The organism is Providencia rettgeri (assembly GCF_013702265.1).
In the GTDB taxonomy this organism is placed as follows: Bacteria; Pseudomonadota; Gammaproteobacteria; order Enterobacterales; family Enterobacteriaceae; genus Providencia; species Providencia zhijiangensis.
This window is the reverse complement of the sequence record NZ_CP059348.1, coordinates 588,294-610,664: the sequence shown is the minus strand read 5'-3', so window position 1 is coordinate 610,664 and position 22,371 is coordinate 588,294. Positions and strand designations below refer to the sequence as shown.

Below are 22,371 nucleotides of genomic sequence, written 5' to 3'. Positions count from 1 at the left end.
ATAATAATATACGAATTCTAATAATCACACATTTTTTAGGCAATAAAAAGCCCTCTAGTATCTTTACAGACAAAAGAGGGCTATTTATTAACTTAAGCTATTAATTTATATGTCTTTTTTAAAACAAACCAAACCTAAAAGATTACAAATTAATATTTATCAGGGCTAGAATGGGATATCGTCATCAAAATCCATTGGTGGTTCATTAGTTTGTGGAGCTGGTGAACGCGCTGGCGCTGCGCCGCCACCACTGAATTGTTGTGCTGCTTGTGGCTGTTGTGGTTGACCCCAACCGCCTTGCCCACCGCTTTGACCTTGTGATGGTGCATCACCGCCGCGACCACCAAGCATCTGCATTGAACCGCCGATATTTACCACAACTTCGGTGGTGTAGCGATCTTGACCGCTTTGGTCTTGCCATTTACGGGTTTGCAGTGAACCTTCGATATAAACTTGTGAACCTTTTTTCAGATATTCACCAGCAACTTCGGCTAATTTGCCGAAAATCACAACACGGTGCCATTCGGTTTTTTCACGCATTTCACCGGTTTGCTTGTCACGCCAACTTTCAGAAGTTGCCAGAGTCAGGTTAGCGACAGCTCCGCCGTTAGGCATATAACGGATTTCTGGATCTTGTCCTAAGTTACCGATAAGAATTACTTTATTTACGCCTCTGGTGGCCATTTATTACTCCTGATGCATTGAATTTTTAATCTCTGGACTGACCGTGAAGTTTACCACGACCTATCTGTATTGCACCATAAATTGAGATTGCTGATGAGAAGTTGCGAAGCGCTTTCCAAATTTAAGTGAAATCTGCATTACTGATTTTTAGTATAGACGCTAATTATTGGCGTCACAGATAAGTTGCCATCAGCCCCCTATGAAATGATATAGAAAGAGCACATATACTGTATATCCATTCAGCAAATTTTGTGCAATACTAAATCGTTTATTAGTACTGGCTCATTCATTAAGACGACCAAGTTCATTTTTGTTCACTATCAATTCATTCGGGAAGTGGTAAATGGAGAATATCGAAGTCCGCGGCGCACGCACGCATAACCTAAAAAATATCAATCTCATCATCCCCCGAGACAAGCTGATAGTTATTACAGGGCTATCTGGTTCAGGGAAATCCTCCCTCGCCTTTGATACCCTCTATGCTGAAGGTCAGCGCCGTTATGTTGAATCACTATCCGCGTATGCTCGTCAATTCCTGTCTTTAATGGAAAAACCGGATGTTGACCATATCGAAGGGCTGTCGCCTGCTATTTCCATTGAACAGAAATCCACTTCCCATAACCCGCGTTCAACGGTCGGGACCATTACCGAAATCCATGATTACCTGCGCCTATTGTTTGCCCGTGTGGGTGAGCCTCGCTGCCCTGATCATGATATTCCGCTTGCAGCACAAACCGTTAGCCAGATGGTGGATAACGTCCTCGCACAGCCGACCGATCGCCGTATGATGCTGCTGGCTCCGGTCGTGAAAGAGCGTAAAGGTGAGCACGTTAAGTTACTCGATAACTTAGCGAGCCAAGGGTATATTCGCGCCCGTATTGATGGTGAAGTTTGTGATTTATCCGATCCACCAAAACTCGAATTACAGAAAAAACATACCATTGAAGTGGTGGTTGACCGCTTCAAAGTACGCGACGATATCGCCCAGCGTCTTGCGGAATCCTTTGAAACTGCACTGGAACTGTCTGGCGGCACCGCTGTTGTCGCAGATATGGATGATCCAAAAGCTGAAGAATTAGTGTTCTCCGCTAACTTTGCGTGCCCCGTTTGTGGCTATAGCATGATGGAGTTAGAACCGCGCCTATTCTCATTCAACAACCCAGCAGGGGCTTGCCCAAGCTGCGACGGTTTAGGGGTTCAGCAGTTTTTTGACCCTGAACGCGTGATTCAAAATCCCGAAATTTCCCTTGCAGGCGGAGCTATCCGCGGCTGGGATCGTCGTAATTTCTATTATTTTCAGATGTTAATGTCATTGGGCGAACACTATAAGTTTGATGTTGAAGCCCCTTATGACTCACTCAGCCCTGCCATTCAAAAAGTCATTTTGTATGGTTCTGGCAAAGAAACTATTGAATTCAAATACCGTAATGATCGCGGAGATATTACCGTACGCCACCATCCGTTCGAAGGTGTGCTTAACAATATGGAACGCCGTTATAAAGAAACGGAATCCACCGCGGTGCGCGAAGAGTTAGCAAAATACATTAGCAACCGCCCTTGCGTGACTTGCGCAGGAACTCGTCTGCGTAAAGAAGCCCGTTTTGTATTTGTGGAAAATACCACGCTGCCTGAAATTGCAGATTACAGCATCGGTCATGCGATGGAGTTTTTCCAAAACTTAAAACTCAGCGGACAACGCGCCAAGATTGCCGAAAAAATCCTGAAAGAGATCAGCGACCGCCTGAAATTTTTAGTGAATGTGGGGCTGAATTACCTAAGCCTTTCACGCTCCGCAGAAACCTTATCCGGTGGTGAGGCGCAGCGTATCCGCCTAGCAAGCCAAATTGGAGCGGGTCTGGTTGGGGTAATGTATGTGTTGGATGAACCGTCTATAGGGCTCCATCAGCGCGATAATGACCGATTACTGGAAACCTTGATTCACTTACGTAATTTGGGGAACACCGTCATTGTAGTTGAGCATGATGAAGATGCGATCCGCGCAGCCGACCATGTGATTGATATTGGCCCAGGAGCCGGTGTTCACGGTGGGCAAATTGTAGCGCAAGGCACATTGGAAGATATTGTTGCTAACCCTGAATCGTTAACCGGTAAGTTCTTAAGTGGCGAGCGCAAGATTGATATTCCACAAACTCGTGTTCCGTTTAATAAAGACAAAGTACTGACTGTCTCTGGCGCAACAGGCAACAACCTGAAGAATGTTACCCTGAATATTCCGGTTGGTTTATTTACGTGTATTACCGGGGTTTCTGGTTCCGGTAAATCGACGCTTATCAACGATACGTTATTCCCAATCGCTCAGCGTCAATTAAATGGCGCTACAGTGATTAACCCTGCGCCATATACCAATGTCGAAGGTTTAGAGCATTTCGATAAAGTGATCGATATCGACCAAAGCCCTATTGGACGTACTCCACGTTCGAACCCAGCCACTTACACGGGTATCTTTACACCAATTCGTGAGCTGTTCGCAGGTGTACCCGAGTCACGGACTCGTGGCTATAACCCAGGGCGTTTCAGTTTTAACGTGAAAGGCGGTCGTTGTGAAGCCTGCCAAGGGGATGGGGTGATTAAAGTCGAAATGCACTTCCTACCCGATGTCTATGTGCCGTGTGACCAATGTAAAGGCAAGCGCTATAACCGCGAAACCTTAGAGATCAAATACAAAGGCAAAAGCATCCATGAAGTGTTGGATATGACCATCGAAGAATCCCGTGAATTCTTTGATGCCGTGCCTGCGCTAGCGCGTAAGCTGCAAACGCTGATGGATGTAGGTCTGTCTTATATTCGCTTAGGTCAATCTGCGACAACCTTGTCAGGCGGTGAAGCCCAGCGCGTAAAATTAGCTCGCGAGTTGTCTAAACGCGGCACCGGACAAACCATCTATATCTTAGATGAACCAACCACCGGATTGCATTTTGCCGATATCCAACAACTGCTTGTGGTCTTGCATCAGCTACGTGACCAAGGCAATACCATCGTCGTCATCGAGCATAACTTGGATGTTATCAAAACGGCAGACTGGATTGTCGACTTAGGCCCTGAAGGCGGTAGCGGTGGCGGTGAAATTTTAATTTCAGGCACCCCAGAACAAGTGGCTGAATGTAAAAAATCCCATACTGCACGTTTCTTGAAGCCTATCTTAGCGCGTGGATACTAAATGACGTTAAAGAAAAAAGGGAAGCTCAGCTTCCCTTTTTTATGCTTGAATAACAATTTGTTATTGGCTAACTGCTGCAAATGCTTCCACAATGCGCTTCACATTATGGCGGTTCACCCCTGCCATACACACACGACCAGTTCCAACTAAATAAACCGCAAACTCATCTTTCAGACGGTCAACTTGTTGTTGAGAAAATCCGGTGTAGCTGAACATACCGCGCTGTTTTAACAGGTGGTCGAAGTTTTTGTTTGGCAGCGCTTTTTTCAGCTCATCCACCAAAACAGTACGCATATCTAAAATACGCAGACGCATCTCTTCCACTTCGTCTAGCCATTTGGCTTTTTGTTGGCTATCAGTCAGTACTGCCGCAACAATTTTTGCGCCGTTAGACGGTGGGCTTGAATACAGACGGCGAACGCCCGCTTTCAATTGCCCCAGCACGCGATCGCGCTCATCTTTATCTTTACAGATAACAGATAAACCCCCTGCGCGTTCACCGTAGATACCAAAGATTTTCGAGAATGAATTGCTGACGAATACTGGCAGACCCGCTTTTACCATCGTGCGAATTGCATAAGCATCTTCATCGATACCTTCCGCAAAACCTTGATATGCGATATCTAAGAATGGGATCAATTTGTGTTCAAGTGCCACTTTCGTCACTTCATCCCACTGAGCTGGCGTTAAATCGGAGCCTGTTGGATTATGGCAGCATGGGTGCATTAAGATGATGCTATTTTCTGGTAACTTCTTGAAAGTTTCTAGCATTTCATCAAATTTAACCCCTTTGGTTTTTTCATCAAAATAAGGGTAATAATGCACTTTTGTGCCAGCGCCAGAGAAAATAGAAGCGTGGTTTTCCCATGTTGGGTTACTGCACCAGACTTCTGAATTCGGGAAATAGTGGTGTAAAAAATCAGCCCCAATTTTCAGTGCGCCAGAACCACCGATGGTTTGTACGGTAGCAATGCGCTCTTGAGCAATTAGCGGGCAATCTTCACCAAACACCAATTTTTGTAATTCAGTACGGTAATCTTTCAAACCTTCCATTGGCAGATAAAGCGATGCACTTGCCGGAAGTTTTCTCAGTGCAGCTTTCGCTGTGCCGACGGTTTCCAGCTCAGGGGTTTTCCCCTCTGCATCATAATAAAGACCAATACTCAGGTTAATTTTGCCTTCACGAGTATCTTTATTAAATTCATCCATCAGCGATAAAATTGGGTCGCCCGGATAAGCATCAACATGTTGGTACACAGGATATCTCCTACTTGTAGGTTTTCTTTATTACTTTTGTCTTGTGAAAATAACCCTTTAAAACCTATTCGTCTACATATTCCATTGAGACTCGTGAGGTCAATTTCGTCAAAAGCTCATAGTTAATGATGCCTGTTTGTGTGGCAATTTCTTCCACTGGCAGAGCATTTCCCCATAGAATGACGTCATCCCCCACTTTATCGGTGGCATCTGGCCCTAAATCCACGACGGTCATATCCATGGAAATTCGTCCAATAATCGGCACTTTTCGTCCATTTACTAGAACTGGCGTTCCTGATGGCACGTTACGCGGATAACCATCGCCATAACCAATCGCTACCACCCCAAGGCGGGTATTACGTTCACTGCACCATGTTTCACCGTAGCCAACACACTGCCCTGCTGAATGTTCTCTCACCGCAATCAGGCTGGATTTTAAGGTCATAACAGGTAATAACCCGAAGCTTGCAGCGCTTTTGCCTTCTTGTGGTGAAGCGCCATACATCATAATACCGGGGCGAACCCAGTCATAATGAGCTTCTGGCCATAAGAGGATCCCCGCGGATGCTGCGATGGATTTTTCACCTGGTTTGTCAGACACAAACTGTTGGAAACATTCGATTTGTTTTTTGGTGGTTGGGAGTTCAGGCGCATCGGCCTGACAGAAGTGGCTAACAATATTGATAGGTAAATCAACGTTGCTACAGCTTTTAAGGCGTTGGTAAAAACTTTCCGCATGCTGAGGAAGTACGCCAAGGCGATGCATGCCAGTATCGAGTTTCATCCAGACTTTGATTTTTTTGGCGAGTTGGACATTTTCCAGCATTTCCAGTTGTTCAATACAGTGGATCACCGTATCGATGTTGTATTCCACCATCAACTGCAAATCGGATTTTTCGAAGAAGCCCTCTAATAGAACAATGGGTTTTGTCACGCCTTGATGTCGAAGCAGCAGGGCTTCATTTAAACGCGCCACCCCAAAACCGTCGACAATTCCTTGAATTTCGGTGCCAACTCCAATTAATCCATGACCATAAGCGTTTGCTTTAACAACTGCAATCAGACGGCTATTTGGCGCCAATTCTCTCACGCGTTGCAGGTTGTGTCGCAGAGCGCGGCGGTTTATTAATGCGGTTGCCGCTTTCATTTCTTCCTCTTAATTATTCATTTTAAAATTTAACTTATTTAGTCTTCAGTCTTCTATAAGCTCAAAATATGACGAGCTTACCAATCTCTAAATAATTCGCACTGTGGCTAGGCGGCAAGAGAAGCTAAGCCTGGGGAGCATACATAAGTATGTGACTCAGGTTAGCGAACGCAGCCAACAACGCCACAGTGTGAAGTATGACGAGATTATTCGTCGTCGTAAGCTGGCCCCGCATAATTATCAAACCTCGACCACTGCCCATTAAACGTCAATCTCACCGTCCCTATCGGACCATTACGCTGTTTACCTAAAATAATTTCTGCGACCCCTTTGAGGTCGCTGTTATCGTGATAAACCTCGTCACGATAGATAAACATAATTAAGTCGGCGTCTTGCTCGATGGAGCCTGATTCACGTAAGTCGGAGTTGACTGGACGTTTGTCTGCACGTTGCTCCAAGCTACGGTTTAACTGGGAGAGTGCCACCACTGGCACGTTTAATTCTTTCGCTAACGCCTTGAGAGAACGAGAAATTTCGGCGATTTCCAATGTACGGTTATCGGACAACGCAGGCACGCGCATTAACTGAAGGTAGTCGATCATAATCAGGCTTAACCCGCCGTGTTCGCGATAAATTCGGCGAGCACGAGAACGGACTTCTGTTGGCGTTAACCCCGATGAGTCATCGATGTACATATTGCGTTTTTCCATCAATATGCCCATGGTGCTCGAAATTCGTGCCCAATCCTCATCATCAAGCTGCCCCGTACGGATACGGGTTTGGTCAACGCGAGACAGTGATGCAAGCATACGCATCATGATCTGGTTGCCGGGCATCTCCAAACTGAAGATAAGGACTGGTTTTTCTTCGGTCATTGCCGCATTTTCACACAAGTTCATCGCAAAGGTGGTTTTACCCATGGATGGACGCGCGGCAACAATAATTAAATCTGAGCCTTGTAACCCTGCGGTTTTCTTATCTAAATCTTGATAGCCCGTGGAAACCCCGGTGACACCATCATGAGGCTGCTGATAAAGCTGTTCAATTTTTTCAACGGTTTCCGACAAAATCGCTTCGATCCCTTTCGGACCTTCATCTTTATTTGCGCGCGATTCTGCAATTTGGAAAACTTTGGTTTCCGCGAAATCGAGGAGATCTTCACTGCTGCGGCCTTGTGGGTCATACCCAGCATCAGCAATATCATTGGCGACGGAAATCATATCTCGCACGATAGCACGTTCACGGACGATATCCGCATAAGCATTGATGTTCGCCGCACTTGGGGTATTTTTCGATAATTCAGCTAAGTAAGCAAAGCCCCCAACACTGTCCAATTCACCTTGCTGTTCAAGGGATTCTGACAGAGTGATCAAGTCAATGGGCTTGCCCTGCTCAAGCAGGATTTGCATTTGTGCAAAGATAGTGCGGTGAGGACGACTAAAAAAATCGGCTGATGTAACACGCTCGGAAACCGTATCCCAACGTTCGTTGTCTAACATCAGCCCCCCCAATACAGACTGTTCCGCTTCGATAGAGTGCGGTGGAAGTTTTAAGCCTTCCATTTGCTGATCGCGCGGTGGGTTTGTCTTGTAATCTGAGGAGGGTTTTTTAGCCATACTTGAAATATCCACGTCTATAATTAACCAACAGTTAGTATACGCCAATCTTAGGTGTCATGTGGCGTCTTTATTGTTATCTGCACAAGATATTATTGCAGGCACAATCTTAACGCAGCGCACAAACCGATAATTCTTCTCATTAAAGCATCGCGTTATGATGGAGCAATTGATACTGTTAATAAAAACAAACTCACTCATTGGAGATGATCATGGCAAAACGTATTGAATTTTCGCAACATGGTGGTCCTGAAGTTCTCAATTTTGTCGACTATTCCCCGAATGCGCCGGCTGAAAATGAAATCCAAATCGAAAACCGTGCAATTGGTATTAACTTTATTGATACCTATGTACGTAGTGGATTGTATCCAGTTGCAAGTTTGCCATGTGGGCTTGGCACAGAAGCGGCCGGTGTAGTGGTTAAAACTGGCTCCCAAGTCACCGGTTTCAAACCGGGTGATCGCGTCGTTTACGCACAAGGTCCGCTAGGCGCATACAGTGAAGTTCATAATGTGCCCGTCAATGCCGTGGCACACTTACCCGACGGCATCACCTTCGAACAAGCGGCAGCCTGTTCGCTTAAGGGTATGACGGTTTACTACCTGCTCAATCAAACCTACCAAGTTCAAAAAGATGAAGTTTTCTTATTCCACGCTGCAGCAGGTGGTGTTGGTCTAATTACTTGCCAATGGGCAAAAGCGTTAGGCGCGAAAATGATTGGTACCGTTGGCTCTGAAGAGAAAGCGCAGCGTGCGAAAGCAGCAGGCGCATGGGAAGTTATCAATTACCAAACCGAAAACATCGCTGAACGCGTAAAAGAAATCACTCATGGCGAAAAAGTGAATGTGGTGTATGACTCTGTAGGTCAAGCGACTTGGCTGGCTTCTTTAGATTCACTGAAACGTCGCGGTTTAATGGTGAGCTTTGGTAACGCGTCTGGCGCCGTAACTGGGGTTAACTTAGGGATCTTAAATCAAAAAGGCTCCCTGTACGTGACCCGCCCATCATTAGGTGGCTATGTCACTAACAGACAAGAGTTAGACCAAGCCAGCAAAGCCCTGTTTGACATGATTTTAAGTGGCAAAGTGAATGTGGATGTGCCGGCATCTCAAATTTTTGCGCTGAAAGATGCCCAAAAAGCCCATCAAACACTGGAACAACGTAAAACCCAAGGCTCAAGCTTGCTCATTCCTTAATTCATAAAAAAGCGCCAGCTAACAATAACTGGCGCTTTTAAAATTCTAACAACGGCAATTTTACTCACTTCAGTTGCACTGATTAATGACTTCAGTTGCACTAATTAATAATGCCCTTTGCGTGCTTGCTGCTCTTTGTAGATCTGCTGGTTCTCTTTAATGGTGTTTAACACCGTTCCTTCATAGGGATCTTGCTTTGGTGGTTCTCGCATCTGCCCACCTGACCCCGAACATCCAGCAACTAACAGCAGCAAAGAGGTTGCGATTAATATTTTCATCTGCTTTTTCCCCATTCATTCATGAGTTTTATCATAGCATGCAGATAATCCTATTCAGCCCGCATCAACCAAAATTGCAGTTTCATTTAAGTAATATTTACTCACCGCGAGTTACAAACGCGAGCGCTTGTTCGACCACAGATAAGTCAGCACCTTGTTTATGGGCATTTTCGCTTAAGTGACGACGCCATTGACGAGCCCCCGGAATTCCTTGAAAAATCCCTAACATATGACGAGTCATGTGCCCTAAATAAGCCCCGTTAGACAGCTCTTTTTCGATATATGGATACATACTACGAACAGCGGCAACGCTATCAACGATTGGCATTGTTTCATCAAACAATTGATTATCTACCGCGGTTAAAATTGACGGGTTTTGATACGCTTCACGACCCACCATCACGCCATCTAAATATTTTAAATGCTCTTTGGCTTCTTCGAGGGTTTTAATCCCCCCATTAATTGCCATGGTGAGATGCGGAAAGTCACGTTTTAATTGGTATACACGAGGGTAATCCAGAGGGGGAATTTCACGGTTTTCTTTTGGGCTTAATCCGGATAACCACGCTTTGCGAGCATGGATAATAAACATGTCACAGTTCCCTTTTGTGGAGACGGTATCAATGAATTCGCATAAAAATTCGTAGCTATCTTGCTCATCAATCCCAATACGCGTTTTCACCGTCACAGGGATAGATACCACGTCACGCATCGCTTTGACACAATCTGCGACCAGTTGAGCATCTGCCATTAAACACGCACCAAAGCGTCCGTTCTGTACGCGGTCTGATGGGCAACCGACGTTCAGGTTGATTTCATCGTAACCTCGCTCTTGCGCTAATTTTGCACATTGCGCTAGAGCCGCAGGGTCACTGCCGCCCAATTGCAAGGAAACTGGATGCTCTTCTTCGCTATAAGCAAGGTAGTCGCCTTTGCCATAAATGATCGCACCAGTTGTCACCATTTCGGTGTACAGCAACGTATTTTTCGTTAATAAGCGATGGAAATAACGGCAATGACGGTCGGTCCAATCGAGCATAGGCGCAACCGAGAAGCGGTTAAGATTTTTGTAACCATCTGTTGTTGATGGTGTATTTTGTTCTATCGTTTGATTTTGTTGCATGTTGGTCTTTTGGCGTTGATATCGAATTTAAGGCTTATGCTGTTGTGAAATAGCAAAAGAAAGCCGCATTTTAACAGCTGGCTTTCTTTTGTCATAATAAACTATTGCCATAATAAACTGTGCAAGTCGTTTTTGAGGAGTTAGTGACGCCCTTTTTATCAACAATAAAAAAGGCGTTTATGGCTTAGATTTTTTGAAGGGAAATTTGGCCGAATGTCATAAAAATCAGTGTACTACCTGCAACGCCGCGATAAACACCTTGTTGCTCATTTAACTCACAAGCCAATGCCGACAACTGCCATGCATCATACTCTTCGATATCACTCACTCGGGAAGTTAGCAAGCTATTATCTTGGCGCTCGCCGTAGGCTTTAACCGCAATCGCATCCTGCATTAATGATGGGTCAATAGAGCTATTCGCCCAGCCCCACATCCAGCTCCCGACATTTTGGTCATAAGTCCCAACGATTTGCACGGGTGCCGTCACCATTATATTGTCCGGTGCATGGAAAATAATGGTGCCTTCATCTTGATCCACTGACCAACTGGCTTCATCCAGTTTCCAATTATCGCAATGGAACTGGTTTTTCAATTGCAGGGAATTCATGCTGCGTTCAATTAATGCCTCGTAAGGCATCTGTTCTAATTCACTATTCATGTTAAATACGATTCCATTAACCAATATTCTTCAGTGCGTCGATGACCATCTGCCAAAACTTATCGCAGTCTAATTTCACGGCAACCTGCGTATGGCAATCCGCTGGGGCTGGATGGCGAAAATCGGCCACCGTCATACCGAGAGTCAACGTTCCCGTTAATTCGATGTCCACAGGGACTTTCTGGGTAGTCATCACTGACGGGTCAATCACGTAGGCAACGGCACAAGGATCATGCACCGGAGGCGCATCAAAACCCTGAGCCTGTTTATACATTTTCCCGAAGAAATCCAGCAATTCGACGACAAATTTTGAGCATTTCGTGTCTATTTCAGCAATTTTCGCCACCACATCTGGCGTTGCCAGTGCTTGGTGAGTGAGATCCAAACCGACCATGGTTAACGGCCACTTTTCATTAAAAACGATATGCGCCGCTTCTGGGTCAATCTTGATATTAAATTCCGCGACTGGGCTCCAATTTCCCACATGGTAGCCACCGCCCATCAACACCACTTCCTTCACGCGCTCCACAATCCGAGGTTCTAACCTTGCGGCTAATGCGATATTGGTCAGCGCCCCCGTAGGCACTAAGGTAACGGTTTTTGGTGGGTGGGACATGATCGTATCGATGATCAAATTCACCCCATGGCGTTCATCCAACGCTAACGTTGGTGTTGGAAGCTCAGGGCCATCCAACCCAGAATCTCCATGGATATCGGGTGCCACTTCCACTTCACGCACTAATGGGCGCGCAGAGCCTGCTGCAAAAGGAATACCGCGAATATTCGCCATTTCAGCAATGGCACGGGCATTACGGGTGACTTTTTCGAGAGTTTGGTTGCCTGCAACCGTGGTGACGGCGAGTAAATCGATGTTTGGATTACCGTAAGCCAGTAGCATAGCGATGGCATCGTCATGCCCTGGGTCACAGTCTAAAATAATCTTTTTCGTCATAGGGTTGCCTTATCGTCAATCGGGATCCACATTTCGCGGATCCCAATTTAGCTATCTCATGCGGCAAAATCTATGCTTGATGTCTGAATACGGGGAAATTTATTTCAAAACATGCGCATACACGCGTTTTGGCCCATTTTCATTTTTCGAAATATAGACCCCTTGTAGCTCAGGTGCAAAACCCGGCAAGGCATTAATTCCCGCTTCCAGCGCTTTAAAATACTGAAGAACAGGCCCTGACCACACTTCACCCGGCACCACACACAGCACGCCCGGCGGATAAGGCAACGCCCCTTCTGCGGCAATACGCCCTTCTAGTTCATCCAGCGGCAGTAACTCCACATTGCCACGAATAAACTCTAGGTGTGCCTGTTGTGGATTCATTTTCACCACAGGGAAATGTGCCTTTCGGAACATCTCTTTTTGCAGCTGTTTAATATTAAAATCCACGCTTAATTGATGCATTTCTTGGCATAATCGACGCAGAGTATACCCTTGATACTGTTCCTGATAACGCTGATACACTGACGGCAATACGTCTTCAAATAACGCATCTTCATCCAGAAGCTGCTCGAAACGCACTAAATGAGAAACCAGCAGTTCGAGCTTTTCACGTGATTCCGCTGGGGTTAACAAGAACAAGATGGAGTTCAAATCACATTTTTCTGGGATCACGCCGTGCTCACGCAGAAAATGCGCCAAAATCGTGGCAGGAACCCCGAAAGACTCATACTCCCCGCTTTCAACATCAATCCCCGGCGTCGTCAGCATCAGCTTGCAAGGGTCAACGAAATATTGATCCTGCGCGTAGCCATCAAACGCATGCCAACGCTCTTTCGGAATAAAATTAAAGAAACGCTGTTCCGACGCAATTTGCTCGGTTGGGTATTCATGCCACGGCTTGCCATCCACTAACTCTGGCACAAACGGTCTAAAGTGACGGCAGTGTTTAATAATGGATTTTCTAACTTCAATCCCTTGCCTCACACACTCCATCCACATCATTTCCCCCGCTTCCCCTTGGTGCATACGCGCATTCACATCCAATGAAGCAAACAGCGGGTAAAACGGGCTGGTAGAGGCGTGCATCATAAACGCGTTATTCAGTTTCTTATGGGAAACAAAGCGCTCTTGGCCTTTGATATGATTATCTTTTTTATGGATCTGTGACGCTTGGGAAAAGCCCGCTAACTGTTTGTGAACCGATTGAGTCACCATAATACCGGGGTCATTCTCGTTCAGTTCCAGCAGTAACGGCGAGCATTGGCGCATCATCGGAATAAACTGTTCGTAACCCACCCACGCGGAATCAAACAGAATGTATTCGCAAAGATGCCCTATCTTATCCACCACTTGTCTCGCGTTGTAGACCGTGCCGTCATATGTCCCGAGCTGGATCACAGCAAGGCGGAACGGTTTTTCTGCCTGTGCTTTTTCAGGCATCACTTCGCTCACCGCGTTTCTTAAGTATTCTTCAGTAAAACAGTGGGCATCAATCCCGCCAATAAAACCAAATGGGTTACGTGCCGTTTCTAGATAAACGGGTGTTGCCCCCGCTTGGATCAGGGCTCCATGATGGTTAGATTTATGGTTATTGCGGTCAAACAACACTAAATCACCGGGTGTTAATAAGGCATTCAGCACCACTTTATTGGATGACGACGTACCATTAAGCACAAAGTAGGTTTTATCTGCATTGAACACTTTCGCCGCAAATTTTTGCGCTTCTTTGGCTGCCCCTTCGTGGATCAGCAAATCCCCCATCGCCACATCGGCGTTACACAAATCGGTGCGAAAGAGGTTTTCACCGTAGAATTGGTAGAACTGTTCGCCCGTTGGATGACGACGGAAAAATTGTCCGCCTTGGTGCCCGGGGCAGGCAAACGTCACATTATGACCCGCAGCATAATCCATCATTCGCGCAAAGAATGGCGGTAATAACTGTTCAAGGTATTGGTTTGCAGCATCCCGTAATTGGCAGCTATTCTCTTCACGCGCAGCAGGCGCTGGCGGTAATAATGCGGTCAAATAGTCAGGCGTTGGTGCATTGTCTGGTAGCTGCTTGTCACTAATGACAAACAGCGGAATACTGAGTTTACTGTCTGCAACTCTCTTCCACAGCCCTTGGTTGGCATCTTGTTCTGAGAGCACAACCGCAGCGATATTATTTAACTGTGCATCGCGAATATCTACCCACTGGAATTGACCCGTAAAATAGATAGCGACCCCCTGGCTACATGCCACATTGATTTTCTTCATAGCAGTCTGGCTCTTGGTTAGCTGAGGTAAAGAGGGGCTCAATATACTTGATAGATACTGAGATTGAAATAGTCAGAATTAATGCAAAATTATTCAGTTTTGCCTAGGGTGAATATTTTTTATAACTCACTGGTTAATAGTATAAAAATTTCCGGATAACCTCACCGGCTTTTTAGTCATAAACCATAAAAAATAGATTATTTGCAGATTAACCGACCGAAACAGACAATAATGACAGTGGATCAGTCGGTTAATTTTCGAGGACGACGAGGTTACTTGTTTCTTTCCACATACAGGGTTTGAGATGGATATGCAAAGTCCGCATTGTGACGCTTAACTATCTCAATAATTTTCAAATAGACCGCTTGCTGTGCATCCAGCCATTCAGCCCATACGGTGGTTTTCGTAAAGCAGTACACCATAATATTCAGGGAGGAATCCGCAAACGCATCGAAATAGACCAGCAAGGTTTGCCCTGTATCGATATTTTCATCTTGCTTCAGCATGGTGCGAATATCTTCCACAATCGCGCTAACTTTGTCGGAATCTTCATAGCGTAAACCGATTTCCGTTTTAATTCGTCGGTTGGTCATGCGCCCTGGATTTTCAACGCTAATGGAAGAAAACAGTGAGTTAGGAATATAGAGCGGGCGATGGTCAAACGTGACAATCTTGGTGATCCGCCAGCCAATCTCGACGACTGTCCCTTCAATATTTCTATCTGGCGAACTGACCCAATCTCCAATATTAAACGGGCGGTCGAAATAGAGCATGATCCCTGAGAAAAAGTTACTCAGAATATCTTTACCCGCCATACCGATGGCGATACCGCCAATGCCGCCAAAGGCCATTAATCCTGACAAACTCATGCCAAAATGTTCGCCAAATAACAGCATAATAATGACGATGACCGCAGTCTTAAATACGCGCGCAATAATCCTCGCAGAAGTTGGATCGCTGCCTTTTTTAATCTGTTTCTTCTCTAGGCGGTTAACCAATTGGAAGAATTTTCGCGTGATGATCAATGCGATCACCGATATGGCGACTAAATTAATCAGTGGTGTTGAAATAAAGGTTAAATCAAAGTCACTGGCTGCCATATCCACCGATTGAGCCGCCACTAACACCATCACGCACAGCACCATGGTTTGGATCACATGCACCAAAATGCTTTTTCGCTTATGTTTATGCCGCTTGTGTAAAACTTCAAAAAGCAAATACAACGCTAAACAGACGGCAATGATGGTCATGCCAATGGCATATTTTTCAAGTAATGCTTCTATCATGTCTATTGCCCTAAACTGACATTGAAAACTAATTTGCTGTGTAAAATATAACACTCTAAATAGTGAGTGAATAACTGCTAAGATATCAATTATTCATTTAATTTTCTCAATAATTATCAATTACTTTTCAGGTAGTCTAATAATGAACAGTGTCTATTTCTCACCTAAAAAACAAGAAATCCAAAATGTTCTACTACTGAATCCTCATCAACGATATGACTATTTTATCGGCAAGGTTGCGGATTGGGAGCAAGTATGGACATTGGGTAATCATGAGGGTTTAGTCACGGCTCAAGATGATAGCCCATGTTTGTTTTTACCGTTATGGGTCGCAAAAGAGTATGCCGAATTATGCTTAACCGATGAATGGGCCGGATGTTCCCCTCTTCCTATGACATTGGAACATTTAATGACGGAAATATTACCTGACATGGCGAGCGCCAATATTAAAACGGCCATTATGATGCTACCCAATGGCAAGGGTACCCCAATATTTGATGCTCAGAGCGTGCTCGATGACCTACAAGAAGAGTGCCAGCAATATGAATAAAAGGCTGCACATTGGCAGCCTCATAAAAACTCAAAAACAAAATTTACTGTTCGACGCCTGTCGTCACGGTAAATTGGCGATTTTCTCCCGCCGCCAACCAAATCAGTGTTTGGTTATTTTTAGCAGCAATAAACCCTTCTGGGCGGCAGGTTGCTGGTAACACAAATGCCCCCACTTTTTGATCGCCATTATATAAAATCCAGCGAGTCGCATAATTCAGCTCATTGGCTTTAAAACGAGTCACAAAGGTATTACCTGCTGGTGAAGTCATCTTAAATTCAGGATTTGCAGTATATTGGCTCAGATTGTCCATAAAGAAGACAATTTCAGGGTCACACATTTGCGGTTGATTTAGCTGATTCAGCGTCACCTCGCCTGACTTGAGCGCTTGATTAAAATCGAGCCATTTTTGGGTTGGATGCACATGCCCAGGAATGGATTCACGCAGCTTAATCGCCTGCTCTGGGATATTCTGCGTTAACGTGGCGTCGTCCACATAGGCGTAGTTCATGTGGCACATATATTGAAGCGGCATTGGTACGGATGCCAAGTTAGTGACGGACATATGGATATCAAACAGTGCACTATCCGCATTTAATTGTACGGATGGCGCGGCACGATAATGGTGGCCAAAGCCCATCACATACTCATATTCGCCACACACTTTAAGGCTGTTTTCCGTCAATTCAAGCCATGCGCTATCCATTGGTGCACAGGGCATTTCCCCGTGTAATGGGTGATTATCTTCTGGCGATGGGCAACCATTACTGATTATTCCAGAATGGAAGGCGAAGCAACCATAGGTTTCAATCACGGTTGGAACAGGCTTAGGTTCTGAAAACATATTTTCCATTTTCAGATTTTGCCCGCAAAACTCAGCATCCCAAATCATCTGCCCCAAAAATGGCAAAATGGTTAAGTGCCCCTGCGAGTTTTCAACACGCAGCCCTTGCACGCCTGATTGATAGACAAATGCGGAAACGGAAAACTGGCTATTTTTCAAAACTAAGGTCGGTTTTTCCGTAAATAAGCGTTTATGTAACGGGATAATTGTGTTCATTGTCATACTCACGGTTTGAGGTAAAGAGGGGTAGGCGTAGCGCCTACCCTGAATTGCAGTCTATTATTTGGCTTCTTGTTTCGCTTTAAAGCGACGTTCGCCAACGAAGTAAATGCCTACGTACACAAAGCACAGCATGGAAACTAAGAAAGAGAGTTGCAGGGAGTGAGTGATATCCGCGACATAGCCTTGGATTGCAGGTACAACAGCCGCACCAACAATCGCCATGACAATCACCGCACCCGCCATTTCAGTATGCTCGTTGTCGACGGTTTCCAAAGTGCCCGCATAGATAGTTGCCCAGCATGGTCCAAACAGAATACTGACTAATACTGCCGCATACACTGCGGTGAAGCTTGGCATAAAAGCCACATACACTAAGAACAGCACACCGATAATGGAATAGATAATCAGGACTTTATCGGCGTTAAAACGGGTCATTAAGATGTTGGCAATAAATTTACCGATAAAGAAACAAGCAAAGCTGTACACCATGAAGTTAGAGGCATCACGCTCGTTGATATCCCCCATTTCCAGTGCTAAACGGATGGTGAACGACCAAACGGCAACCTGCATTCCCACATAGAGGAACTGAGCGATGATCCCTTTTCTAAAGCGGCTGTTTTTAGCTAAGTATTTTAAGGTATCCAGTGCAGAAGGACGTTTATGATCCACCGTTTCTGCCACTTTACATTTCGGGAATTTAGTCAGTAAAAACAGGATCATCACAACAACCAATACCATGATCATATAACGGTAGGGTTCAAGAGTGTTTTCCAGCATCGCTAAACGGAATTCATGGATTTGAGTCGCATCCATAGTCGCCATTTGGTTTTGCAGGCTTTCCCCTTCGGAGAAGACCAAATATTTACCTAATAAGATCCCGCCAGCGGCACCGATTGGGTAGAAGGTTTGGCTGATGTTTAGGCGCAGAGTCGCGTACTGTTTTGGACCAATCATCGAACTGTAGGTATTGGCTGCGGTTTCAAGGAAGCTTAAACCAATCGCGATAGCAAAAATCGCCGCCAAGAACATGGTGTAAGTCGCCATATGAGACGCAGGGAAGAACATAGAACAACCCGCGATATACAAAATAAGCCCGATCATAATCGCGTATTTATAACTGGTTTTTTTGATAACCAAAGAAGCAGGAATGGCAATCAAGAAGTAACCACCGTAGAACGCACTTTGCACTAATGCAGAAGCAAAGTTACTGAGTTCAAAAACGCTTTTAAACTGTGTGATTAAAATATCGTTCAATGCTGCTGCGCATCCCCAAAGCGGGAATAAGCAGGAAAGTAGGATAAATTGGAATATAGGTGTCTTATTCAGGTACCCATCAGGTAACTGAGTTATATTTTTGATGTTCATATTAACCCTTAATAGTTTTTATAATATTTTTAACCGGTTAAACGGGCTTTTTTGCTCTAATGGCAACCTTCATTTCAACCGGTCATGCTCAACATCGTTCAAATTCAGAGCAAATATTGTGGGTACAGGTAATGCTTCTGGCGCTTGAAAGATGGTTAATACTAATTATTCAACTGCACAAACTCACTGAACTGCTCGATACTTGGGTAAGAAGATTGTGTGCCTTTTCCGGTAACGCTAAAGGCTGAAAATAGAACGGCTTTTTTCATCGCCTCTTCAATATTGCCGGTGTGAACATAGTAATGAGAGAAGCAACCAATAAACGCATCGCCAGCCCCGCTGGTATCAATCGCGTTCACTTTGATAGCAGGAATGAACAGTTCGCTTTCACGAGTCATCCATAACGCACCTTTATCACCTAAAGTCACAATCAGGTTTTTCAGGCCTTTGTCTAACAGGGATTGTGCAGCACGACGCACGTTATCCATGGTATCTACTGGCATATTGGTCAGAATTTCTAACTCAGTTTCATTCGGTACAAAGAAATCACAGCGGCATGCGTAATCTAAATCCAGTGCGCGTTGTGCTGGCGCTGGATTAAGTAACACAGGAATGTTGTGCTTATTACCAAAGGCAATCGCGTGGTAAACCGTTTCCAGCTGCACTTCCAGCTGCAATACGATCAATTTGCACTTTTTCAGATCTTCCGCGGCGCGGTCGATATCTTCAGGGGATAAAAACTTATTCGCCCCTTTGACAATCAAAATGCTGTTCGATGAGTTTTGATTCACAAAAATCGGCGCAACACCACTGGAGGTACACGGTACCTTTTCCACATAGCGAGTATTGATGCCATAAGACTCAAGATTACGAATGGTGTTATCCGCGAAAATATCGTCGCCTACTTTAGTGAGCATAATGACTTTGGAGTTTAATTTTGCTGCGGCAACAGCTTGGTTTGCCCCTTTACCGCCACAACCGATTTTGAAGGCTGGGGCTTCGAGGGTTTCCCCTTCTTTAGGCATTTGATCAATGTAGGTGATCAAATCGACCATGTTTGAACCGATAACTGCTATATCCATAATGTCCCTCGTGTTAAATAAATCACATAATGATATAATCCTAACATTATCATGTTGCAAAAATATCATTTGTGATTAGGATCTCGAATAACGAATGATCAAGTGTTATATCTGCCACATTTCCTCATTCTTTGTTACCTATTCCACATCTATTCTGAAAAACTTCATATAGGAAGGTTTAAATGCAAGATTTAGCGAAATATATTGATCACACTTTATTGGCTGCCAACGCAACAGTTAACGATATCAAAACGTTATGTGCAGAAGCGGCTCAACATCACTTTGCTTCAGTGTGTGTTAACACTGGTTATGTCCCATTGGCAAGCGAATGTTTAAAAGATAGCGATGTGATGGTGTGCTGTGTTGTTGGTTTCCCATTAGGCGCATGTTTAACAGAGGCTAAAGCGTTTGAAGCCGCTGAAGCTGTTCGCCGTGGTGCCGATGAAGTGGATATGGTCATCAACGTAGGTATGCTGAAAAGCGGTGATTTAGACTTCGTTCGTCAAGATATCGAAGCCGTTTTTGCGGCCTGTGGTAAAGCAACACTGAAGGTGATCCTCGAAACTTGCCTGTTAACTGATGAAGAAATTACACAGGTTTGTGAAATTTGCCGCACAATTAACGTTGGATTTGTGAAAACTTCAACAGGATTCAGTACAATGGGTGCCACTGAGCATCATGTGGCATTAATGCGTAAAGTGGTTGGTAATGAAATTGGCGTCAAAGCATCCGGTGGCGTACGTACGCGTGAAACCGCAATTAAGATGATTGAAGCGGGTGCTAACCGCGTTGGTGCAAGCGCGAGTGTCGCTATTGTGACTGGAGAAAATACCACTCCAAGTGACTACTAAACAACGGGGCGCGGTTCGTCCGCGCCATTATAAAAAGGATTGCAGGGTGATAGAAACTAAACAAAAAGAACGCCTTCGCCGATTAAGTGAATGTATTAAACGTTCAGGACGCATTCATCTTAAAGAAGCCGCGAGAATACTTGAAGTCTCTGAAATGACCATTCGCCGAGATCTCAATGCGGACACCGAAGGCCCTATCCCCATGTCACTGCTTGGTGGCTATATTGTTTCTGTCACTCAACCTACTGCTTTAGCTCCGCACGAACCCCATGCCGATGTTTTCACACCCGATCAAACTGAAGAGCTGTATATCCCTAATTTAGCCGCCAGTATGGTCAGTGAAGATGATGTAATCTTTTTCGACAATGGCATCGAAATGGCCACCTTGATAGCATTGATCCCTGAAGAAATCAGCTTTACTGGCATTTGTTATTCCCATAACGTTTTTCTCGCCTTGAGCCAGAAAAAAAATGCCACAGCGCTACTGTGTGGTGGGGAATATCGCCCCAAAAGTGATTCGTTTTACAGCCCTACGCTGCCCTCTTTACTCGATTCCATCAATCCCAAAAAAGCCTTTATGTCTGCCACTGGGGTTCACAGCGCCTATGGGGTGACTTGCTATAATCTCGATGATTTACCGATGAAAAAGAAAGGCATGGAAAAATCGATTCGCAAGATTTTATTAGCGCCTTATAACCTGTTTGATGAAGTGGCGACCGCCAATATGGGCGAATTGTCTCAGTTTGATGTGATTGTGACAAACCGACAGCTAAGTGATGAATACGAAGCTTACTGCCGCAATGGGTTTGTGAAAGTGATTTACTAACCTGATACTATTCATTCGAACAAAATCGACACGTTTGAAATCGTGTCGATTTGTTTTCTCACTAAATTTTAACCGTCAAATAATCTTCCGCTATCTGCGTTTCAAGAAATTCGGCTTGGCACTCCGCCAATAAACGAGGAATATCCTCTGCGCCATAGCGCCCGCTGAGATGCGTTGCGATAAATCGTTTTACCCCCGCTTGCTTGGCAAGCTGCGCCGCTTGGCGAGTTGAAGAGTGCCCGTGCTCATTAGCTTTCGCTTCTAGCGCCACTTCTAACGTAGTTTCGTGCACCATGACATCGGCATTTTTAGCCAACAACAACGCTTCTGGTGTTGGGATAGTATCCCCAAAAATCGCGACCACTTTACCTGTAACTAGCTCACCAAGGTAGTCGGCTCCATTCACGGTGCGACCATCTTCTAACTCAATAACTTCGCCCTTCTTCAGTGCCTGCATCCAAGGCCCACGAGGGATCCTATCTTGCTCCAGTTTTTGCACATTTAGCGCCCCCGGTTTTGGATGTTCTTCAATACGATAGCCATAACATTCTACGCGGTGATCCAACCGATACGCAGTGACAATTAGCTCCCCATCATCAAATAACTTACCCGCTTCAATTTCTACAATTTCAAGAGGATAAGTCATGTAGGAGTCGCTCACTGATAAAACAGTTTCCACATACTGCTTCAGCCCCTTTGGCCCATATAACGTCAAGGGATCCGTCGTTCCTCCCATAGAGCGGCTACAGAGCAATCCCGGTAACCCAAAAATATGGTCACCGTGTAAATGGGTAATAAAAATCTTCTCGATTTTGGGTGTTTTAACGGGACTGTTTAAGATTCGGTGCTGAGTTCCTTCGCCACAGTCAAAGAGCCAGTAGCTTTTACGGATACCGACTAAATTTAATATCATGCTGGTGACATTGCGCTCTTTTGTTGGCACACCTGCGCTAGTTCCGAGAAAAGTCAGTTCCATCCCATTTATTCCTATCTTTTT

At 45.0% G+C, this 22,371-nt stretch carries 19 protein-coding genes; 5 read left to right on the top strand and 14 right to left on the bottom strand.

All coding sequences use genetic code 11. From position 1 onward, the window contains the following. Positions 1 to 165: 165 nt before the first annotated feature. Positions 166 to 684, bottom strand: a complete 519-nt coding sequence (locus H0913_RS02710) for a single-stranded DNA-binding protein (RefSeq protein ID WP_036955024.1) — start codon at positions 682 to 684, stop codon at positions 166 to 168. Positions 685 to 1,027: 343 nt separating this feature from the next. On the opposite strand from H0913_RS02710, the gene uvrA reads away from it, so the two are divergent. Next, positions 1,028 to 3,862 (top strand): excinuclease ABC subunit UvrA, encoded by a 2,835-nt coding sequence (uvrA, locus tag H0913_RS02705; protein WP_154602086.1) that lies wholly within the window; start codon positions 1,028 to 1,030, stop codon positions 3,860 to 3,862. Between the two features lie 60 nt (positions 3,863 to 3,922). Here the strand turns inward: uvrA and H0913_RS02700 are convergent, their stop codons facing one another. The 3 genes from H0913_RS02700 to dnaB all read right to left on the bottom strand — a co-directional run bounded on the left by H0913_RS02700 (position 3,923) and on the right by dnaB (position 7,882). Continuing rightward, positions 3,923 to 5,119 (bottom strand): aromatic amino acid transaminase, encoded by a 1,197-nt coding sequence (locus tag H0913_RS02700; protein ID WP_036955033.1) that lies wholly within the window; start codon positions 5,117 to 5,119, stop codon positions 3,923 to 3,925. Between the two features lie 64 nt (positions 5,120 to 5,183). Further along, positions 5,184 to 6,266: an alanine racemase gene (gene alr / locus H0913_RS02695; protein WP_154638709.1), complete on the bottom strand. Its 1,083-nt coding sequence runs from the start codon at positions 6,264 to 6,266 to the stop codon at positions 5,184 to 5,186. Between the two features lie 206 nt (positions 6,267 to 6,472). Next, entirely contained in the window at positions 6,473 to 7,882 is a 1,410-nt protein-coding gene (gene dnaB, locus H0913_RS02690) for a replicative DNA helicase (RefSeq protein WP_036955040.1), read from the bottom strand. A gap of 212 nt (positions 7,883 to 8,094) precedes the next feature. Here dnaB and H0913_RS02685 point away from each other — a divergent pair, with 212 nt between their 5' ends. Further along, complete coding sequence (locus H0913_RS02685) at positions 8,095 to 9,078, top strand: quinone oxidoreductase (protein ID WP_181477956.1); 984 nt, start codon at positions 8,095 to 8,097, stop codon at positions 9,076 to 9,078. A 104-nt stretch (positions 9,079 to 9,182) separates the two neighbouring features. On the opposite strand, the gene H0913_RS02680 is transcribed toward H0913_RS02685, so the two are convergent. The 6 genes from H0913_RS02680 to H0913_RS02655 all read right to left on the bottom strand — a co-directional run bounded on the left by H0913_RS02680 (position 9,183) and on the right by H0913_RS02655 (position 15,634). Then, the gene (locus H0913_RS02680) at positions 9,183 to 9,356 is read right to left on the bottom strand and encodes a hypothetical protein (RefSeq protein WP_181477955.1); all 174 of its coding nucleotides are present in this window, start codon (positions 9,354 to 9,356) and stop codon (positions 9,183 to 9,185) included. A gap of 97 nt (positions 9,357 to 9,453) precedes the next feature. Next, the gene (dusA, locus tag H0913_RS02675; RefSeq protein ID WP_181477954.1) at positions 9,454 to 10,479 is read right to left on the bottom strand and encodes a tRNA dihydrouridine(20/20a) synthase DusA; all 1,026 of its coding nucleotides are present in this window, start codon (positions 10,477 to 10,479) and stop codon (positions 9,454 to 9,456) included. 184 nt (positions 10,480 to 10,663) lie between these two features. Continuing rightward, on the bottom strand, positions 10,664 to 11,137 hold the full coding sequence (locus tag H0913_RS02670; RefSeq protein WP_181477953.1) for a DUF6882 domain-containing protein: 474 nt from the start codon (positions 11,135 to 11,137) through the stop codon (positions 10,664 to 10,666). Positions 11,138 to 11,153: 16 nt separating this feature from the next. Beyond that, positions 11,154 to 12,089, bottom strand: coding sequence for a nucleoside hydrolase (locus H0913_RS02665; RefSeq protein WP_181477952.1), 936 nt, complete (start codon positions 12,087 to 12,089; stop codon positions 11,154 to 11,156). A 99-nt stretch (positions 12,090 to 12,188) separates the two neighbouring features. Continuing rightward, the gene (locus tag H0913_RS02660) at positions 12,189 to 14,348 is read right to left on the bottom strand and encodes an ornithine decarboxylase (protein WP_181477951.1); all 2,160 of its coding nucleotides are present in this window, start codon (positions 14,346 to 14,348) and stop codon (positions 12,189 to 12,191) included. A 272-nt stretch (positions 14,349 to 14,620) separates the two neighbouring features. Continuing rightward, entirely contained in the window at positions 14,621 to 15,634 is a 1,014-nt protein-coding gene (locus tag H0913_RS02655; protein WP_154602079.1) for a mechanosensitive ion channel family protein, read from the bottom strand. A 142-nt stretch (positions 15,635 to 15,776) separates the two neighbouring features. Between H0913_RS02655 and H0913_RS02650 the strand changes: the two genes are divergently transcribed. Beyond that, positions 15,777 to 16,184: a DUF2750 domain-containing protein gene (locus tag H0913_RS02650; protein ID WP_154602078.1), complete on the top strand. Its 408-nt coding sequence runs from the start codon at positions 15,777 to 15,779 to the stop codon at positions 16,182 to 16,184. A gap of 43 nt (positions 16,185 to 16,227) precedes the next feature. On the opposite strand, the gene H0913_RS02645 is transcribed toward H0913_RS02650, so the two are convergent. From H0913_RS02645 to rbsK, 3 genes are all read right to left on the bottom strand, one after another. Further along, positions 16,228 to 17,244, bottom strand: a complete 1,017-nt coding sequence (locus H0913_RS02645) for an aldose 1-epimerase family protein (protein ID WP_181477950.1) — start codon at positions 17,242 to 17,244, stop codon at positions 16,228 to 16,230. Positions 17,245 to 17,307: 63 nt separating this feature from the next. Further along, positions 17,308 to 18,615, bottom strand: coding sequence for an L-fucose:H+ symporter permease (gene fucP, locus H0913_RS02640; protein WP_154602076.1), 1,308 nt, complete (start codon positions 18,613 to 18,615; stop codon positions 17,308 to 17,310). 161 nt (positions 18,616 to 18,776) lie between these two features. Beyond that, the gene (gene rbsK, locus H0913_RS02635; RefSeq protein WP_154601062.1) at positions 18,777 to 19,697 is read right to left on the bottom strand and encodes a ribokinase; all 921 of its coding nucleotides are present in this window, start codon (positions 19,695 to 19,697) and stop codon (positions 18,777 to 18,779) included. Between the two features lie 182 nt (positions 19,698 to 19,879). Between rbsK and deoC the strand changes: the two genes are divergently transcribed. Then, positions 19,880 to 20,548, top strand: coding sequence for a deoxyribose-phosphate aldolase (gene deoC / locus H0913_RS02630; RefSeq protein WP_154602075.1), 669 nt, complete (start codon positions 19,880 to 19,882; stop codon positions 20,546 to 20,548). 46 nt (positions 20,549 to 20,594) lie between these two features. Further along, on the top strand, positions 20,595 to 21,374 hold the full coding sequence (locus H0913_RS02625) for a DeoR family transcriptional regulator (RefSeq protein WP_181477949.1): 780 nt from the start codon (positions 20,595 to 20,597) through the stop codon (positions 21,372 to 21,374). Between the two features lie 61 nt (positions 21,375 to 21,435). On the opposite strand, the gene rnz is transcribed toward H0913_RS02625, so the two are convergent. Then, on the bottom strand, positions 21,436 to 22,350 hold the full coding sequence (gene rnz / locus H0913_RS02620) for a ribonuclease Z (protein ID WP_181477948.1): 915 nt from the start codon (positions 22,348 to 22,350) through the stop codon (positions 21,436 to 21,438). Positions 22,351 to 22,371: the final 21 nt, after the last annotated feature.

Bases quoted from the DNA above. Each gene is read 5' to 3' on its own strand.
- rnz (WP_181477948.1), bottom strand. From the start codon at position 22,350: ATGGAACTGACTTTTCTCGGAACTAGCGCAGGTGTGCCAACAAAAGAG.
- H0913_RS02645 (WP_181477950.1), bottom strand. From the start codon at position 17,244: ATGAACACAATTATCCCGTTACATAAACGCTTATTTACGGAAAAACCG.
- H0913_RS02680 (WP_181477955.1), bottom strand. From the start codon at position 9,356: ATGAAAATATTAATCGCAACCTCTTTGCTGCTGTTAGTTGCTGGATGT.
- H0913_RS02665 (WP_181477952.1), bottom strand. From the start codon at position 12,089: ATGACGAAAAAGATTATTTTAGACTGTGACCCAGGGCATGACGATGCC.
- uvrA (WP_154602086.1), top strand. From the start codon at position 1,028: ATGGAGAATATCGAAGTCCGCGGCGCACGCACGCATAACCTAAAAAAT.
- rbsK (WP_154601062.1), bottom strand. From the start codon at position 19,697: ATGGATATAGCAGTTATCGGTTCAAACATGGTCGATTTGATCACCTAC.
- H0913_RS02710 (WP_036955024.1), bottom strand. From the start codon at position 684: ATGGCCACCAGAGGCGTAAATAAAGTAATTCTTATCGGTAACTTAGGA.
- H0913_RS02655 (WP_154602079.1), bottom strand. From the start codon at position 15,634: ATGATAGAAGCATTACTTGAAAAATATGCCATTGGCATGACCATCATT.
- fucP (WP_154602076.1), bottom strand. From the start codon at position 18,615: ATGAACATCAAAAATATAACTCAGTTACCTGATGGGTACCTGAATAAG.
- H0913_RS02670 (WP_181477953.1), bottom strand. From the start codon at position 11,137: ATGAATAGTGAATTAGAACAGATGCCTTACGAGGCATTAATTGAACGC.
- H0913_RS02660 (WP_181477951.1), bottom strand. From the start codon at position 14,348: ATGAAGAAAATCAATGTGGCATGTAGCCAGGGGGTCGCTATCTATTTT.
- H0913_RS02650 (WP_154602078.1), top strand. From the start codon at position 15,777: ATGAACAGTGTCTATTTCTCACCTAAAAAACAAGAAATCCAAAATGTT.
- H0913_RS02685 (WP_181477956.1), top strand. From the start codon at position 8,095: ATGGCAAAACGTATTGAATTTTCGCAACATGGTGGTCCTGAAGTTCTC.
- dnaB (WP_036955040.1), bottom strand. From the start codon at position 7,882: ATGGCTAAAAAACCCTCCTCAGATTACAAGACAAACCCACCGCGCGAT.
- dusA (WP_181477954.1), bottom strand. From the start codon at position 10,479: ATGCAACAAAATCAAACGATAGAACAAAATACACCATCAACAACAGAT.
- deoC (WP_154602075.1), top strand. From the start codon at position 19,880: ATGCAAGATTTAGCGAAATATATTGATCACACTTTATTGGCTGCCAAC.
- alr (WP_154638709.1), bottom strand. From the start codon at position 6,266: ATGAAAGCGGCAACCGCATTAATAAACCGCCGCGCTCTGCGACACAAC.